We start from the raw sequence: 16,802 nt of genomic DNA on the forward strand, positions 1-16,802 counted from the left end.
TAAAGTAAATAAGTAAGCATATAGTACCATATATTTTTCTAAAGAAATAGTTCATTTTTCATTAAAAGACAAAAAAGACCTTATTTAAAGGTCTTTTGCTTTATTTATTATCTGTAAAACTAGATCATAACACCTAATACTATCTCTTAACTCCCTGCCAAATATCTTCCAACTCGTTCAACTCGTCAATCACATACCAGGGTTCTACACCCAACTGCTTATCCCACTCAAAACTTCGACGCAGGAAAATGCCGCGCATTCCTGATTGAGAAGCTCCCCAGATATCGTTGGTAGGATGATCACCGACAAATATCGTTTCTTCTCCGGTTGTACCTAACTTTTCTAATACCATCTCATAAATCTTCGGATCTGGCTTTTTGATCCCTGCTTCACCTGACGTTAGAATCACATCAAAGTAAGGTTCTAACCCTAAATGCTCTACTTTACCGTATTGTATTTCATGCGTTCCATTGGTTAACATGCCTAATTTATAGCCTTGATCTCTACATGATTGGATAGCTTCAAGCGCATGGTTCATCAGACGAGCTTCTTTCATATAGTGCTCTGTATAATAAGCAAATAATTCATCTACCGTAGGCTTATCTGTCCAAGGTAGGAGTTGCACTAATTCTTCAAAAAATCCGCGTTTAGGTCGGTATCCGTCAGCATCGGCGATACGCATATAGCCTATAATATCTCTTGCTTTCTCTGCATCTATATGACCTAAATAATCTGCTACCAGCTTTTGTGAAAAGGCTCGAAACGTATAATCTCGATCCATTAATGTATTGTCTAGATCAAAAATAACTGCACTAATTTTCATGCTTTATTCACTCCTATATGTAAATAAAATAGACGTTCTTCTGAAAGTATACCAAACCTTATTGAACTTCGCTGTTGTCTCGTATAGGACATACATGATCACAGCAAAAAACCCGTTTAAGATCAAACGGGTTGTATTAAGTATACAGTTTACAGAGAATGTGTTCTCTTTGATCTGTGAATATTCTGTTTTAGTTATCACTTCGTTATACTGTAGCAGGAATTTTACAATAATACGTAAGAATGATCTTCCTGTGCTTTGACATCAGGTAATGCTACAGGTTGACGATGGGTAACCATCATTTCTTGATCGGTTACATACAATTTAAATTCAGGAATCTCGTGCAAATAATGTTGCTGATATAGCATACGGCAATCCACTTCAAAATACACAGAATCTTCTACAATCGGCAATTTTCCAGTTTCATTCAGGTAATCATCAACAGCAAGCTGTACACGATCCAAATGATACGGAATAGATTGTTCTTCTTCTGCAAAAATTTCAAAAGTCTCACGCGATAAATAAAACTTCTGATCGCTGACTCCACCTAAATAGCGAGCAATTCGCGGTAGATCGAGACTTCCGTCTTCCTTCATCAACACCGTACGATTGATACCATTATCCATTTCGCGTTCAAATTGCAATACTGCACAACGCAACTCATCTAAGGTGACATGAACAGATGGTAACTTATTGACGTCTTCTTTGTCTTTTCTTCTAAATAGTCCAAGTACAGACATATCGGTCTCTCCTCCCTCAAACTGGGATTATTAAGCGATCGAGTGCGAAAACGTTTTCAGATACGTGTAAAGAAAGCTGCTAACTTTTTTGTGCTTACTATCATTGTACCTCATTTAACATATATTGATTCAACTTTTTACAAATTTGTGCGTTTTGAGTAGCAAATTGTGTCTATGTGCCTAAGTATGCTAGAAATTTATAACATATTAAGGTAGGATAAATATGGTTCTATTTTAATAACGTTCTGAACGGATATAGATCGTTTATACAGAAAAGAGATTATGGAAGGAGCTAGACCACTGTGATAGAAGATGTAATTATTATCGGTGCAGGACCTTGCGGATTATCTGCTGCAATCGAATGCACACGCTTAGGCATGAAGACATTATTGATCGAAAAGTATAATATGGTACATTCTATTTATCTGTACCCCACAAATATGCAATTTTTTAGTACTGCTGAATTGTTAGAAATCGGAGATTTACCATTTTCAACTCCATATGATAAGCCTTTCCGTCATGAAGCTTTAGCTTATTATCGTCGTGCAGCAGGTCATTATGATCTACGTGTTCAACCTTATACCGAAGCACTTGAAGTGCAACCATTACAAGATGGTACGTTTGCAATTCAGACGACCAATCGTCATGGCGAAGACAAAACCTATACAGCACGCAAAGTGATTTTGGCTACAGGTTATTTTGATCATCCTAACTATCTGGGAATCCCGGGCGAAGAATTGGATAAAGTCACTCACTATTTCCGCGAAGCTCATCCTTATGCAGGTATGAAGGTAACCGTAATTGGTGGAAGTAACTCTGCTGTCGATGCTGCACTTGAGATTGTACGTGTAGGTGCACATGTCGATATGGTCTACCGGGGTAGCGATCTTTCTCAAAATATCAAATCATGGGTACGTCCTGTATTTGAAGCTCAGGTGCTTAAAGGCAATGTCACTCTTCATCTTAACTCTAAAGTAACCGAGATTACTCCATCTCAAGTTGTTATCACACAAAATGATGGTGAAACAGCCACTATCGAAAATGACTTCGTACTTGCAATGACAGGCTTCCATCCTGATCGTAAATTACTCACTTCTGCCGGTATTGAAATGAGCGATGATATGGATAAACCGAAGTTCGATCTGGAAACGATGGAATCCAATATCCCAGGTCTTTATGTAGCCGGCGTTATTGCTTCTGGTCGTAATGCTAATGAAGTATTTATTGAAACCGGTCGTCGTCATGGTAACAAAATTGCTAACCATATTCATAAACAACTGGCTCATTAATCACTCTAGTATCAATACAGATAAAGTACATGCTGATTGTTTACTTGTAAAAAGTGTCCGCTTAGGCGGGCATTTTGCTATGTAAAGACATAATGAAAGGAGTGATCTTATCAAAATGGCTGCGATTGATACACCAGCAATTATTTTGTTAGTGCTTGTGGCTCTCGGGATTATCGGGAACAACTCTACAGTCACGATTGCTATGCTTGTTTTATTGCTTATTCGTGTTTTGGGCTGGCATCAAGCTTTTCCGTGGTTACAGAAATATGGGTTAACGATCGGTATTATTATTTTGACGATTGGTGTCATGACTCCACTAGCAAGTGGCAAAATTTCACTAGATACGATCCTTTCTTCTTTTTTAAGTTGGAAATCACTTGCCGCTATTGGAATTGGTTTGTTTGTCGCTTACTTAGGTGGACGAGGAACTATATTAATGACCAATCAACCGACAGTAGTCGCTGGATTGTTAATTGGAACGCTGATCGGTGTAGCTTTTTTCAAAGGTGTACCTGTTGGGCCATTGATTGCAGCAGGTCTGCTTTCTTTATTAATAGGGAAATCATAACCACCGTTCTATTTAGCACAAACTCTATTGCACGATTATGCTTATCCGATAGGCTTAGGTGTGTTATACTTTCTAAATATGAATCGATGATAAAATGCTTATATTGAATGTGTTAGCATCATCCAGGAGGATACACCTATGTCTCAAACTTTTGTTATTGAAGCGGTTATGATCGCTATCTATGGTCAACTGCTTGATCCGGAAAAACCGGTAGAATATATTGTGCCATACACAAGTATTATGGAATTATACGAATTTGCTGAAAGTACTGAACCTCTAATGAATGAAGACAACGAGAACCAGTATGTCAAAACAAGAATTCAGCAATTGATTGCTTATTTCGAAGAACCGCTAAACAAAAAGAAAATTCAACGTTCATTGAATGTTCCCTGGGCGCAAAGTTCAGCGATTTTACTCAGTGAAAAAGTACAATTGAAAATTATCAATGCGATGGATAATGCTCATTATGGCGAATCATTTGATCCGATTGAAACCGAAATGATCCTGTCTGCTCTAAAAAAAGAAGTTCCTATGTTAACCGATCAATTTGAAATGATTCATCGGATCATAGAAGCCAAAATTCCTGTTCAAGTGTATGATATTGAAGACTTCTCTTTTGCTCTTGAAGGCACTCCTACCGTCTAAATGGATAGAAATACAGATATGTACGCTAAGATAACATACGTAAAAGAGCTTCTTCCTGTTTATAAGGAAGAAGCTTTTTTTGAACCGATGATCCAAAAATACCGTTCGTTTTACTGAGATTCCGGCATATACGCGTACCGAATATCATCTTCATGTTCAATATATTCTACATTCAATTGATATCCGTTGATATACCATAAATCTTGATCTTCCATATAAAAATGGATATTTTCAACATCCTGCGTTAGTGCCGGACTCACTGGTGGTTCTACAGAAATACCTAATGAAAATCCAGGATGAATTTCACTATTACTGCTGTATCGTGCATAAAAGCGAACTGCATCGCCTTCAGCCAAACTCAATTCTTTTTTGTACCAGCGTGCGGCTTCATCAGATACAACTATACTCATGATTTATACCACCTCTCTTTTTTACCTTTACTCTATGCTCTACTCTATTATAACACGATATTACGATTGCTTTTTTATTCATTTCTGTGTAGCAAAAAAGCGATGTATTAAAAAAATATGAAGATTTTATGAATTTTACGTTGACAATGCAAAAATTGCAATGATACAATCAACAGCAGACAGGTACTAATTTAGAAGTTATTACCATCTGCATACTACATTTGAGAAGAAAGGGTGAATCTCCATGGATAAAATGATGAACGTACATACTGACGCGTATATTCCCGTAGCTTTATCACAATTAAATATCGGAGCACCCCAGCAGATGGAATTCTTCAAGTAGATTGTGTACTTTAAATCACGCTTGATCTTTATCCACAATGATATCTATTTATCATATGGCGGTTGCTCAGCAATCGCGCTATATGATGTCCATACAAGACACGTCGTTTGCGTTTGCAGACGACGTGTCTTTTTATGTGGATTTTGACCAGTGTTCGAAAGAAAGGTAGTGAGTATATGTTTGCAGTTTTCAAAAATTTAGGCTGGTTTTTCAGTCGTGAACGAAAGCGGTATTTGATCGGTGTTATTTTATTGATCATTGCCGGCGTGCTTGAATTAGCGCCTCCCAAGCTGTTAGGAAGTGCGATTGATGAGATTTCAGGAGGAACGATTACTGTCTCTTCATTGGTTTATTATATTTCAGTCACGTTAGTTATTTTAGTTGTTATTTATGGAATTACGTATGTATGGATGCACAGTCTATTCGGTGGATCGAATCTAGTAGAACGTCTTTTACGGACTCGATTTATGGCTCATCTCTTGCGGATGACTCCACCTTTTTTTGAAAGGAATCGTACAGGTGACTTGATGGCTCGCGCTACCAATGATCTACGTTCTGTCTCTATGACTGTAGGATTCGGAATGTTGACGCTTACGGATTCCACATTCTTTTTGTTAACGATATTGTTAGCAATGGGATTTGTTATTAGCTGGAAATTAACAATCGCTGCGATTCTTCCTCTGCCCTTTATTGCTCTTGCGATGGCGATTTACGGCAAAGTAGTACATGAACGTTACACACTAGCACAAGATGCTTTTGGAGATATGAACGATCAGGTACTTGAATCTGTCGCAGGGGTTCGCGTAATTCGCGCTTATGTACAAGAACGTTTTGATGAGAATCGTTTTGAAAAGATTACTGATGATGTTTATCGCAAAAACTTACGCGTTGTTATGGTAGATGCATTATTTGAACCAACAATTCGATTATTTGTTGGACTAAGTTATATTATTGCACTCGGTTATGGAATCTATCTGGTATTTCATAATGAGTTGACACTTGGTGATCTTGTATCGTTTAACTTGTATCTGGGAATGATGATCTGGCCGATGTTTGCGATAGGTGAATTGATCAACTTAATGCAACGTGGTAGCGCTTCGCTAGATCGTGTCAACGAAGTTCTATATGTCAAACCGGATGTAGAAGATATCACTCAACCAGTTCATGTTCCATCGCTTCATAAGATTGAATTTAAAGATGTCACGTTCCGTTATCCAACTTCTACAGTGGATAATCTAGAGCATCTGAATCTACAGATTCGTGCCGGTGAAACGCTAGGCGTAGTCGGTAGAACAGGTAGTGGTAAGTCTACCCTACTCAAACAACTACTCTATGAATATCCTACAGGAACAGGTGAACTTGAAATTGGTGGTGTATCTATCCACGATATCGCCAAAGACCAATTGCATGGATGGATCGGTTATGTTCCGCAAGAACAGATCTTGTTCTCTCGCAGTGTGCGTGAAAATATCCGCTTCGGCAAATCAGATGCAACCGATGATGAAGTATTGAATGCGATTCATACCGCAGCATTTGATAAAGATTTGCATACCCTTTCCGATGGTCTGGATACGATTGTCGGTGAACGCGGTGTGGCTTTGTCCGGTGGTCAGAAACAGCGGGTGTCGCTTGCGCGTGCATTTATCGCTGAACCTGAAGTACTGATTCTGGATGATGCTTTATCTGCTGTCGATGCTCGTACCGAAACCAGAATTATCGAAAATATCCGTACCAAACGTGCGGGTAAAACAACACTAATCGCAACTCATCGCCTATCAGCGGTAGAACATGCAGATCATATCGTAGTACTCGATCGCGGTAAAATTATTGAAGAAGGAACTCATGCTGAATTGCTACAGTCTGATGGCTGGTATCGTGAGCAATATGAACGTCAGCAACTGGCAGATTCCTTAGAGGGGTAGGTGTCTTTATTGGAGACTCAAGATTATAACGAGCAACCGACAACGAAGCTCGATAACAAAACAATTACCAAAAGGCTTTATCAATATGCATTACGTTCGAAAAAAACATTTATTATCGCTTTGATTATGTTAGCGATTGGTGTAGGGGCTGAACTTGCCGGCCCTTTTATCGCTAAAAATATTATCGACAATCATTTGTTTGCGATTGAACAACCTTTTTATCAGACTTCTTCTAGTACCAATGCTGTATTGTATAACGGCAATTATTATAAACGCGAAGGATTCTGGACAGCAGGCGAAACCAAAGGCGCACAGGCTCATGTGATCCAAAGTGGAACGAGCTTTTATTTTATTGAAGGTGCTGTTGAATCTACTAAAGGTGAACGTACCTACAACAATGGTGTGTTAACGATTCAAAATAACCAGAGTACTGCACAATATCCAGCAGTTCCATTAACAGCTAACAAGCTATTTGCATTTTACCAACCAGAATTACCTGGTATTTATAAGCTGATTGGATGGTATTTTGTATTCTTGCTCATTACAATTATTATGGAGTTCGGAAAAACGTACTGGCTCCAATCGTCAGCCAACAAAGTGATTCAGCAATTGCGCTTGGACTTATATGCTCATATTCAGCGATTACCGATTCCTTTTTTCGATAATCTACCTGCTGGTAAAGTAGTATCACGTATTACTAATGATACCGAAGCAGTCAAAGATTTATTCGTCGCAGTACTGGCTAACTTTAGTTCAGGAATTGTATATATGATCGGTGTCTATATTGCACTGTTTTTACTAGACTTTCGACTGGGTCTAATCTGTTTGTTTGTGGTTCCATTGCTTGTGTTGTGGATTGTGTTATACCGCAAAGTTGCAACCAAATACAATACGATTATTCGTTCTAGACTTAGTGAAATTAACGCTATTATCAATGAATCGATTCAAGGAATGTCGATTATTCGTGTATTCCGTAAGCAACGTCAGACGCAAGAAGAATTTGAAAACCTAAATAACGATTACCTTTTCTATCAGAACAAAATGCTAAATCTCAATGCTTTTACTTCGCATAATCTAGTCAATGTATTGCGTAGTCTTACATTTGCTATCGTATTATGGTATTTCGGTGCTTCTGCATTAGGTGGAGTTGAAGGCGTCATCTCGCTAGGAGTTCTGTATGCTTTTGTCGATGTATTGGGAAGATTGTTCCAGCCGGTTACAGGTATGGTCAATCAGCTAGCTGCACTCGATCTATCGATGGTATCAGCAGGACGTGTATTTGAATTAATGGATGAAAAAGGCGAGCAAGTTACCGATGGTGGAATGCCTCGTTACAAAGGTAACGTAGAATTTAAAGATGTAACCTTTGCTTATAAAAAAGATCCTGTTCTCAAGCATATCAGCTTTGAAGCCAAGCAAGGTCAAACTGTTGCTCTGGTTGGTCATACAGGTTCTGGTAAAAGTTCAATCATTAATCTACTGTTCCGCTTCTATGATCCACAGCAAGGTAGAATTACGATTGATGGACAAGATGTACAACAATTGCCCAAACAATGGTTACGTCAACATATGGGCATTGTATTGCAAGATCCGTATCTATTTACAGGAACGATTGCTTCTAATGTCAATTTGGAAAATGAACAAATTTCGCGCGAGCGCATCGAACAAGCATTACGTGATGTCGGTGCAGAGCAGATTTTGTCTGACCTTCCTAAAGGCTATGATGAACCTGTTATGGAAAAAGGAAGTACATTGTCGGCTGGACAACGTCAATTAATTTCATTTGCTAGAGCACTTGCTTTTGACCCAGCGATTCTGATTCTGGATGAAGCGACAGCCAATATTGATACAGAGACTGAAGCTTTGATTCAATCGGCTTTGGATGTGTTGAAAAAAGGTCGTACGACTTTTATTATTGCTCACCGCTTATCCACTATCCGTAGTGCCGATCAGATTCTAGTCCTACACCGCGGTGAAATTGTTGAACGTGGTAACCATGACGAATTGATGGAGATCGATGGACGCTACCGTCAGATGTACCGAATGCAAGTAGGTGCTGGTTCTAACGCTATCGCTGATGGTACAGAGTCTGCCAAAGACCAAGAAGTCCCTGTTCCTACACATCTGATTGGACGTACCACATAATAAACAAAAGAAGCTTGTATGATCCTTAGATATGGATCACGCAAGCTTCTTTTCATTTACTTATTCTTTCAATTTTTACAACGAAAACGCTTTTGTTTTTTCTAATAAACGACTGGTCATCATGCTTAATTCATCAGACGATGATGAGATTTCTTCCATAATAGCTGTTTCTTCATGAGTAGCCATCGAGATTTGTTTGGCTCCTTCATAAAATTTATCAGCCATTTGACGAATCGTATGCACATTCTGATATGTTAATTCTACACGATCGGTTTGTTCAGTGATCGAATCTTCCATTCCTTGAACAGCAGACATAAATTCATAGACTACATTTGCAAATTCAATCAGTGTCGATTCTACTTTGTGCGTGTTGGATGTTTCATTTTGTACCAGTTCATTTTGATTATGAATCAATTGCACGGTATCATGGATCTGAGATTGTACTGCCATAATCAGACTATGAATTTTTTGCGCAGAATCGTTACTTTGTTCTGCCAATTTACGGATTTCTGTCGCTACTACTGCAAATCCTGCGCCATGCTCACCTGCATGAGCGGCTTCAATCGAAGCATTTAACGCTAATAAATGAGTCTGTTCTGCTAATTCTTTGACGGTTCCTGTAACAGCACCAATATCAGAAGCTTGATGATCCAATAGACGTACCGTTTGTTCAGCTTGCGTCTGAGATTCTGCAAGGGTGCTCATACCTGATTTTAACGATGAAAAAATATGTTGGGTTGCTTCTACTGATTGCTCCATATTGCTGGACAATTCGCGCATATGAGACGACTTTTCTTTCATTTCTTGAAAAGAACCTAACATCTGCTCTGCTGTTTGAAGCGAAGATTCAGAAGACTCACGTTGCTTGCCGACACCATGATAAATATCATCTGCTACTGCCGCCATAGACTCAATCTGGCTTGTGGCTTCGGTGATTGATTGACTTAGATTATCTGCATTATGAGATGTGGTTGTCGTATTGTTCGAGATATCGTTAATTATATCTTTAATATTAGTAACCATAACGCGAAAGGCATCATTAAGCACTTTAATCTCATCTTCTTCACGACGCTCTGGAATCTCTACCATCAGGTCGCCATCTGATACACGTTTGGCGGCTTTGGATAAATTAACGATTGGTTTTGTTAAAAATTTAGAAATCACAAATCCTAATATCCCACTCCATGTAATACCCATTAGCAATATAATAGATACATATAACCAATCACTCATCTCTGTTGCTAAATACGCTTTCAAGTAAAAAATAAAAAATGCACTCGTTCCATACGTAATAATAGACACGCCGATAAAACTCAATACTAACTTTGAACCTAAAGATAATTTCATGAATACACCTCATATATCTAAGATTTAGAGTAGAAATAAATAAGGTCATATACTGGATAATGAGTCAAAAGATGATCCGTACTTTGCTCCTACTTCTAGTTGCTTTTGTATCACTTGAGTCACTTATTAATTTAAATTTTAGCAAATAATAAGCAAAATCGGTGTGATAAAAGTCATAGCAAAGTAAATTTTATGAGTCTTTCGACGCAATAATGATTTTTGTGTCTTTTTTCATATCCTTGTATATGTAACTTGCTCTCTTGCTTGTAGCAAGCTATTCTTAACTTAAAGCTTTTTCACCAACCTAATTAGAGCATAACGTCGTCAAAGGGGATGAATCACTATGGAACGAACTCGGCTTTGGAGCGAGCGATTCAAATTATTTTTTCTAAACAATCGGTTTGTTATTTTTTTACTCGTCTTATTATTAATCTCGCTAAATATTTTTTTACTTTCCAAAATACCTTATGTGTTTACTCCTCTATTTGTTTTGATCAAAACGGTTATTTTACCAATCGTTTTAAGTGGTATTTTGTTTTACTTATTAAATCCATTAGTCAATTTTCTGGAAAAACGCAAAGTAAAAAGAATTTATTCCATCATTTTGCTATACCTTCTTATTATCGGTCTTATTGTATTAATTGTTAGTCTTGTGATTCCTGTTATTCAGACACAGATTCGAGAATTGATCCGCAATATTCCAGCCTTTTATGATGGTATCGTCAATCAGATTCAATACTGGTTAGGCGGAGATGTTTCCAAACAAATTCAACATACATTTAGTATCAATCCTAATGATCTGGTACAAAATTTATCTGAAAAAGGGTCTTCGATTATCAATCAGACATTTACCGGTATTGGTGGATTTTTGGGAGCATTAACAGAAACGATCTTATCTATCGTTACCGTACCCTTTATTTTATTTTACTTACTAAAAGATGGAGCCAAATTACCAGGCTTTATTATGAAATTTGTACCGGTTACATTACGCAGTCAGACAGGCAAAGTTATGTCTGAAATGAATCATCAAATCAGTTCATATATTCGTGGACAGATTATTGTGAGTCTATGTATAGGGATTTTACTGTATATCGGTTATCAGATTATTGGACTCGATTATTCATTAGTATTAGCTATTGTAGCTTCATGTACGAGTATTGTTCCGTATCTAGGGCCTGCGATTGCGATTACTCCTGCCTTGATCGTCGCATTAGTGACTTCACCATTTATGTTACTTAAAATGGTGATTGTATGGACGATTGTCCAATTAGTTGAAGGTAAGCTGATCTCACCACAAATTATGGGTAAATCGCTTAAAGTGCATCCTATTACGATTATTTTTGTTATTTTAACAGCTGGTAAATTGTTCGGAGTGGTTGGGATATTGTTAGCTGTTCCTGGATATGCTGTTCTCAAAGTAATCGTTACTCATCTATTTGATTGGTTTAAAGTTAGTTCCAATCTATATGAGACTAAAAAGGCAACTGAACCACCTGTCATTAAGCCTTAATATTGTAAAGTAGATTACGATTTTCTTCATTAAAGTAATAAAACTAAAAAGTAATCAAAAAAGACCTGTATCGACTGTCTAAGTAAGCACAGTAGAATTCAGGTCTTTTTTGATATAGAAAAGTTATTGAAATTGTAGATATACAGAATTACCGTTTTATTTTGCTAGTTCCGGTGTATAACCTACCGGTATATTCGTTGTTACTTTACCTTCTGTAATGACCTGAGGATTCATTTCCCCTGGAGCTGGTTTGTCTGTAGCATAGCTAATAACAGCTCGTTTATCATCGGTTAATTTTACATCTGTAATTTTGACCGAGTATCCCGGGTTGGGAAGTTGTACCGTTAATGTTACTGTTTGTTGATCTGCTGTAGTTGCAGGTGCAACACTAAGTTCTGGATCATAACCCATTTGACCACCATCCGTTTCGCCTGGTGTAGGCGTTGTAGTATCGTCATTTGCTTTATTGTAGCGATCTACCATTTGTACACCATGATATACCCATTCTGCTGCTTCCATACGTGTAATCTCTTTAGTTGGCATAAATGCTTTACCCGCTGTACTGCGATCAATCACATTCATATTTACCAAATCTTGAATAGCTCCTGAAGCTGCTTTGCTAATTTTATCTTGATCGGTAAAAACGACAAACATTTTTGTAGCAGGATAATTACCTGTTACATTAATAGCTTCATGTAACCACAGTGCAAATTGCTCACGAGTTACAGTTTTCTCAGCACTGAATGTAGCTGGCAATGATAAGTTGTTTGCTTTGGCAATACGTAAAGAATCGGTATACCATGCTTTGCGTGCTAGATCGTCGCCCGGTTCTGTTGTATCACCTTTTAGATCAAATGCTTTTACTAAAATTTGAATAGCTTGTGGTTGGGTTAGTGTCATGTCTGGCTTAAATTGAGTTGAACTCACTCCATTAATAACCCCTTTATCATGTAACGCATTGACAATCGTCTGGTTATCTTTATCTTTTACATCTGTAAAAGTAGAAGCTGCGCTTGCACTTCCTGCCCCTGCTATTGCCAGTGATAACGTTAATACCGCTACTGCTTTTTGTTTATGATTCCACATATATTATATTCCCTCCATTGAATAGGTTTGTTGTTGAATAGTTGATCTGTATTCAACCTTACAATGCCCTAGACGCACAGAAGTAATTATTTGTTGCACCTTTTTAATCTTGTCTTACATTTGAGCAGGAGTATCTATTCCCAATAACGTCATGACCCTTTTTAAATATAATCCCGTTTGTAACGTTAAGGCTACACGCTGATTTTGCAATTCTACAGGTGCATCTATTATCCGATCTTTATTATAAAATTGGTTAAATAGCTTTGCCGTTTCGATAATATATCTAGCTAAAATCGATGGCTCGTGTTGAGTAACAGCGCGCTCTAATTGCTGTGTATAGGTAGATAAATGAACCAACAAAGCCCAACTTTCATTGCTCCAGAGATTATTTGATATTGTGGGGTCGAGAGCACTTTTATTTGGGGTTACTTTTCTCAAAATACTCTGGATTCTAGCATACGTATATTGAATATAAGGCCCTGTTTCTCCTTCAAAGGTGACTGCCTGTTGTAATGAAAAATCAATTTCGTTTTGACGATTATTTTTGAGATCACCGAAAATAATTGCACCAATACCTACTTGCTCTGCTACACGTTCTTTATCTGGCAAATTTGGACTTTTTTCAGCAATAATTTGTCTTGCCTGTTCGACAGCTTCATCGAGTACTTCTTCCAAAAAGACAACTTTGCCTTTACGTGTCGACATTTTTTTGCCATCCACTTTCATCAATCCAAACGATACATGGATACAATCTTTTGCCCATGTATAACCCATTTTGTGAAGCACTTCAAAGACTTGTTTAAAATGAAGACTTTGCTCTCCACCAACTACATAGACCAACTGATCTGCGCCCATCACTTCTTTACGATAAATAGCAGTAGCTAGATCACGTGTAGGGTAAATCGTTGTACCGTCTGATTTCAAAATCAAACATGGTGGTAATTGATGCTCATCCAACCTGACGACCTGCGCTCCATCGCTTTCGACTAGCAATCTTTTACTTTGCAATTGTTCTATAACTGCTGGCATTTTATCATTATAAAAACTTTCTCCCAAAACATAATCAAACTCTACACCCAGTCGCTGATACATTGGTTGAAGCGACTCTATACTCACTTCTACAAAATACTGCCATAATTCAAGCGCTTGAGCATCACCTTGCTCTAATTTAGCAAACCATTCTCTTGCTTCGTCTTCTAATTCTGGTGCTTGTTGCACTTCTTCATGAAATTGAATATACACTCTTAACGATTCACGAATCGGATGCTGCTTGAGCTGTTGTGGATCACCCCAGCGTAAGTAGGCTGTAATTAATTTGCCAAATTGAGTGCCCCAATCTCCTAAATGATTGACTCTTATAGCTTCATATCCTGCTGCTTCGTAGATTCGATGCAATGCTGCTCCGATCACTGTTGAACGCAAATGCCCTACTCCAAATGGCTTTGCTATATTCGGTGATGACATATCGATCACAATCCGTTGACCTGCGCCAATTTCAATTTCTGTATTTTGCTTTTCTTCTAAGCTGGATAATAATTGAGCTCCATAATGCTCACGATTCCACTTCAAATTAACATAAGCACCTACAGCAGTAGCTTGAACAAAAGAAGCAGAATGGTTTTGAATAGATGCTGTAAGTTCAACAGCAATCGCTTGAGGTGAACGTCTCCATGTTTTGGCAAGCAGGTAACAAGGAAATGCCAGATCACCCATTTCGATCTGTGGTGGAACTTCTAACATATGTATACACTGTTCTTCGGGAAGTGATATTAATGGCTCTAGTATGGCAACTGCTTGTTGTTTGAAAAAAGATGCTAATTTCATTGTTCTGATCTCCTTTGTATCATATAATGGTACGTTAACAAAAATCATCGGAATGAAAAGCAAAAAAGCACTCGTCTTTTAAGTGAATTATCACTTAAGAGACGAGTGCTTATGATAAGCATTCCCGCGGTACCACTCTTTGTACAGTATATAGATAATCCATCAAGACATTTTATCCTGCCCAATTGATCAACTTCACTGTCACTTGATTACGATAACGGTGTCAGCCGGACTTATCTATACAGGTTCGCAAATATAGAATTGCGTTTCCCTTTCAATAAGTCATTTCCCGAGTGCGGTTCACCTACGAATGTTTTACCGGCTCTCACTCTCCCGGCTCGCTGCTCAAACAATAATCGTTATGGCTACTCTCTCGTTCATCAACGATAAATATTAAAGTTAGAATGTATTATACATACTATGTTAGGTTGAAGCAACTTTATTTTTGAATATATTTGACTTTACCCATAGTATATCGACAATCATAATACAAATAAAAATTAAACAAAAAGACCTTCGCAAATATGCAAAGGCCTTTAACAAATAGAATATTAATATAAAGTTATCTATGTATAAAGTAGTAGATTATACCGCTACCATTAAATCTTTACACATTTCTACACAATAACGGCAAGCTTCGATACATTCACGAGAATGTTGATTATCATGCTTAGCACATTCAGCGATACAAGCTTCACATACTTTTGCACATAATTCAGCGATTTCACCTGCAAATTGACTACCCTGACTTAACGATTGTGCGGTAAACGAGCAGATCTCTGCGCACTCACGAGTAATACGAATACATTCACATAATTTCTCAAGATTATATTCTTTCAAATTAGCTACATAAGAAAGGTTACAAGCATTCATAGCCTCGACACAAGCTTCAATATGAGCATGATATAATTTTTGATTAGTCATCATTAGTATGACCTCCGTTACGATTGTAATAGTTATATCGAACTATTACCCCGGCTATACTCATATTGAAACTGTATACTTACAATAATTTAGCTGCTTGCTCTTCTAATGCTAACAACTGTTCCTGTATCTGCCGTTTGTCGAAATGTTCACCGATAAATACAGCTACATCTGGCACTTCTTTTTGTGGAGTAATCTTCATAAAATCCATTTCACGATAAGCATATTGGAACAAAAATCGACTTGCAGTGTCATTAAATGTTAGAATCCCTTTTGCACGATAGACTTCAGTTGGTAAAGACCGAATCACGTTCTCAAAATCTTCACTATTGATAGGATGCTCAAAATAATGCGTGTACGCCATAACATGACTATGAGAACCATGCATATGCTCTGAATGATCATGAGTATGATGATGTTCAGAGTGATCGCGATGGTGTTCAGTAGCAGATGAAGTAGACTTATGTCTGTCTACTGTTTCCTTTGCATCTACTACAGAGGAAAGGTCTGTATACATTGTACTTGGCACATCACAGCGTACGGTCGTATGAATAGGCGCGTACGCATTCCAGCCACGTAAAATAGCTTCTAATTTGGTAATTGTTTCGGTATCGACACGATCGCTTTTATTCAAAATCAATACAGAAGCACAGCGAATTTGTTCTTGCATAAGACGATACGTTTTGCCTTTTTGCTCTTGATACAATTCCCATAGATGAGCCGCATCAACAACAGTTATTAAATTTTTCAATTCCATCCGGTTGTACAATGAAGTTTCTGTAACCGCATCTAGAATTTCGATCGGATTCGCTACTCCTGATGCTTCGATAATGATAACATCAGGCTTTTCGGTCTCCATCAGATTGTACAATTCCATACTGAGATCGGCACGAATAGAACAGCAGATACATCCACTAAGCAATTCAGCCATCGCCACATCTTGATCTACCATCATACCATCTAGATTGACATCACCTATCTCATTCATGATCACAGCAGGTGTTTTGCCAAGAGCTTTCCATTCTTGAATCATATGTTGAAGCAATGTCGTTTTGCCACTGCCTAGAAATCCAGATAAAATATATACAGGTGTTGTCATTGATATCCTCCTTGTTGTTACCTCTTTACTTGATTGATTTTACTTCTACTCTTTTATTATACACCGACCTGGCAAGTGTTCATGATTGATCGTCACCTGTGTTACAATGACAAGGATGCTTGAACGA

The 16,802-nt window shown here is 37.8% G+C and carries 14 protein-coding genes; 6 read left to right on the forward strand and 8 right to left on the reverse strand.

Annotated elements, in window-relative coordinates; translation table 11 throughout:
* Nucleotides 1-139: 139 nt before the first annotated feature.
* A complete protein-coding gene (locus ACFSGI_RS12695; protein WP_204824494.1) occupies nt 140-823 on the reverse strand; it encodes an HAD family hydrolase in 684 nt (227 codons plus the stop codon).
* Nucleotides 824-1,047: 224 nt separating this feature from the next.
* Nucleotides 1,048-1,563, reverse strand: a complete 516-nt coding sequence (locus tag ACFSGI_RS12700; RefSeq protein ID WP_204824495.1) for a DUF3939 domain-containing protein — start codon at nt 1,561-1,563, stop codon at nt 1,048-1,050.
* A 305-nt stretch (nt 1,564-1,868) separates the two neighbouring features.
* Between ACFSGI_RS12700 and ACFSGI_RS12705 the strand changes: the two genes are divergently transcribed.
* From ACFSGI_RS12705 to ACFSGI_RS12715, 3 genes are all read left to right on the forward strand, one after another.
* On the forward strand, nt 1,869-2,852 hold the full coding sequence (locus tag ACFSGI_RS12705; protein ID WP_204825012.1) for a YpdA family putative bacillithiol disulfide reductase: 984 nt from the start codon (nt 1,869-1,871) through the stop codon (nt 2,850-2,852).
* Nucleotides 2,853-2,967: 115 nt separating this feature from the next.
* Nucleotides 2,968-3,420 carry a DUF441 domain-containing protein gene (locus tag ACFSGI_RS12710; protein WP_373461954.1) on the forward strand — a complete coding sequence of 151 codons (453 nt, stop codon included), beginning with the start codon at nt 2,968-2,970 and terminating at the stop codon, nt 3,418-3,420.
* Nucleotides 3,421-3,558: 138 nt separating this feature from the next.
* Nucleotides 3,559-4,065 carry an ADP-heptose synthase gene (locus ACFSGI_RS12715; protein WP_204824496.1) on the forward strand — a complete coding sequence of 169 codons (507 nt, stop codon included), beginning with the start codon at nt 3,559-3,561 and terminating at the stop codon, nt 4,063-4,065.
* A gap of 110 nt (nt 4,066-4,175) precedes the next feature.
* On the opposite strand, the gene ACFSGI_RS12720 is transcribed toward ACFSGI_RS12715, so the two are convergent.
* Complete coding sequence (locus tag ACFSGI_RS12720) at nt 4,176-4,475, reverse strand: HesB/YadR/YfhF family protein (protein WP_204824497.1); 300 nt, start codon at nt 4,473-4,475, stop codon at nt 4,176-4,178.
* 519 nt (nt 4,476-4,994) lie between these two features.
* On the opposite strand from ACFSGI_RS12720, the gene ACFSGI_RS12725 reads away from it, so the two are divergent.
* Entirely contained in the window at nt 4,995-6,740 is a 1,746-nt protein-coding gene (locus tag ACFSGI_RS12725; protein WP_204824498.1) for an ABC transporter ATP-binding protein, read from the forward strand.
* A gap of 9 nt (nt 6,741-6,749) precedes the next feature.
* Entirely contained in the window at nt 6,750-8,885 is a 2,136-nt protein-coding gene (locus ACFSGI_RS12730) for an ABC transporter ATP-binding protein (protein WP_204824499.1), read from the forward strand.
* Nucleotides 8,886-8,960: 75 nt separating this feature from the next.
* On the opposite strand, the gene ACFSGI_RS12735 is transcribed toward ACFSGI_RS12730, so the two are convergent.
* The gene (locus tag ACFSGI_RS12735; protein WP_204824500.1) at nt 8,961-10,232 is read right to left on the reverse strand and encodes a methyl-accepting chemotaxis protein; all 1,272 of its coding nucleotides are present in this window, start codon (nt 10,230-10,232) and stop codon (nt 8,961-8,963) included.
* 343 nt (nt 10,233-10,575) lie between these two features.
* Between ACFSGI_RS12735 and ACFSGI_RS12740 the strand changes: the two genes are divergently transcribed.
* Entirely contained in the window at nt 10,576-11,742 is a 1,167-nt protein-coding gene (locus ACFSGI_RS12740; RefSeq protein ID WP_204824501.1) for an AI-2E family transporter, read from the forward strand.
* A gap of 156 nt (nt 11,743-11,898) precedes the next feature.
* Here the strand turns inward: ACFSGI_RS12740 and ACFSGI_RS12745 are convergent, their stop codons facing one another.
* The 4 genes from ACFSGI_RS12745 to ACFSGI_RS12760 all read right to left on the reverse strand — a co-directional run bounded on the left by ACFSGI_RS12745 (nt 11,899) and on the right by ACFSGI_RS12760 (nt 16,675).
* On the reverse strand, nt 11,899-12,828 hold the full coding sequence (locus tag ACFSGI_RS12745; protein WP_204824502.1) for an S-layer homology domain-containing protein: 930 nt from the start codon (nt 12,826-12,828) through the stop codon (nt 11,899-11,901).
* Nucleotides 12,829-12,942: 114 nt separating this feature from the next.
* Nucleotides 12,943-14,652, reverse strand: a complete 1,710-nt coding sequence (argS, locus tag ACFSGI_RS12750) for an arginine--tRNA ligase (RefSeq protein WP_204824503.1) — start codon at nt 14,650-14,652, stop codon at nt 12,943-12,945.
* 585 nt (nt 14,653-15,237) lie between these two features.
* Nucleotides 15,238-15,576: a four-helix bundle copper-binding protein gene (locus tag ACFSGI_RS12755; RefSeq protein ID WP_204825014.1), complete on the reverse strand. Its 339-nt coding sequence runs from the start codon at nt 15,574-15,576 to the stop codon at nt 15,238-15,240.
* A gap of 79 nt (nt 15,577-15,655) precedes the next feature.
* Nucleotides 15,656-16,675, reverse strand: a complete 1,020-nt coding sequence (locus ACFSGI_RS12760) for a CobW family GTP-binding protein (protein ID WP_204824504.1) — start codon at nt 16,673-16,675, stop codon at nt 15,656-15,658.
* Between the last annotated feature and the right edge of the window lie 127 nt (nt 16,676-16,802).

Origin of the sequence: Paenibacillus nicotianae, from assembly GCF_042681745.1 — a bacterium.
GTDB classification, from domain to species: Bacteria; Bacillota; Bacilli; order Paenibacillales; family Paenibacillaceae; genus Saccharibacillus; species Saccharibacillus nicotianae.

Bases quoted from the DNA above. Each gene is read 5' to 3' on its own strand.
- ACFSGI_RS12755 (WP_204825014.1), bottom strand. From the start codon at position 15,576: ATGACTAATCAAAAATTATATCATGCTCATATTGAAGCTTGTGTCGAG.
- ACFSGI_RS12760 (WP_204824504.1), bottom strand. From the start codon at position 16,675: ATGACAACACCTGTATATATTTTATCTGGATTTCTAGGCAGTGGCAAA.
- ACFSGI_RS12735 (WP_204824500.1), bottom strand. From the start codon at position 10,232: ATGAAATTATCTTTAGGTTCAAAGTTAGTATTGAGTTTTATCGGCGTG.
- ACFSGI_RS12725 (WP_204824498.1), top strand. From the start codon at position 4,995: ATGTTTGCAGTTTTCAAAAATTTAGGCTGGTTTTTCAGTCGTGAACGA.
- ACFSGI_RS12700 (WP_204824495.1), bottom strand. From the start codon at position 1,563: ATGTCTGTACTTGGACTATTTAGAAGAAAAGACAAAGAAGACGTCAAT.
- ACFSGI_RS12720 (WP_204824497.1), bottom strand. From the start codon at position 4,475: ATGAGTATAGTTGTATCTGATGAAGCCGCACGCTGGTACAAAAAAGAA.
- ACFSGI_RS12695 (WP_204824494.1), bottom strand. From the start codon at position 823: ATGAAAATTAGTGCAGTTATTTTTGATCTAGACAATACATTAATGGAT.
- argS (WP_204824503.1), bottom strand. From the start codon at position 14,652: ATGAAATTAGCATCTTTTTTCAAACAACAAGCAGTTGCCATACTAGAG.
- ACFSGI_RS12740 (WP_204824501.1), top strand. From the start codon at position 10,576: ATGGAACGAACTCGGCTTTGGAGCGAGCGATTCAAATTATTTTTTCTA.
- ACFSGI_RS12710 (WP_373461954.1), top strand. From the start codon at position 2,968: ATGGCTGCGATTGATACACCAGCAATTATTTTGTTAGTGCTTGTGGCT.
- ACFSGI_RS12745 (WP_204824502.1), bottom strand. From the start codon at position 12,828: ATGTGGAATCATAAACAAAAAGCAGTAGCGGTATTAACGTTATCACTG.
- ACFSGI_RS12715 (WP_204824496.1), top strand. From the start codon at position 3,559: ATGTCTCAAACTTTTGTTATTGAAGCGGTTATGATCGCTATCTATGGT.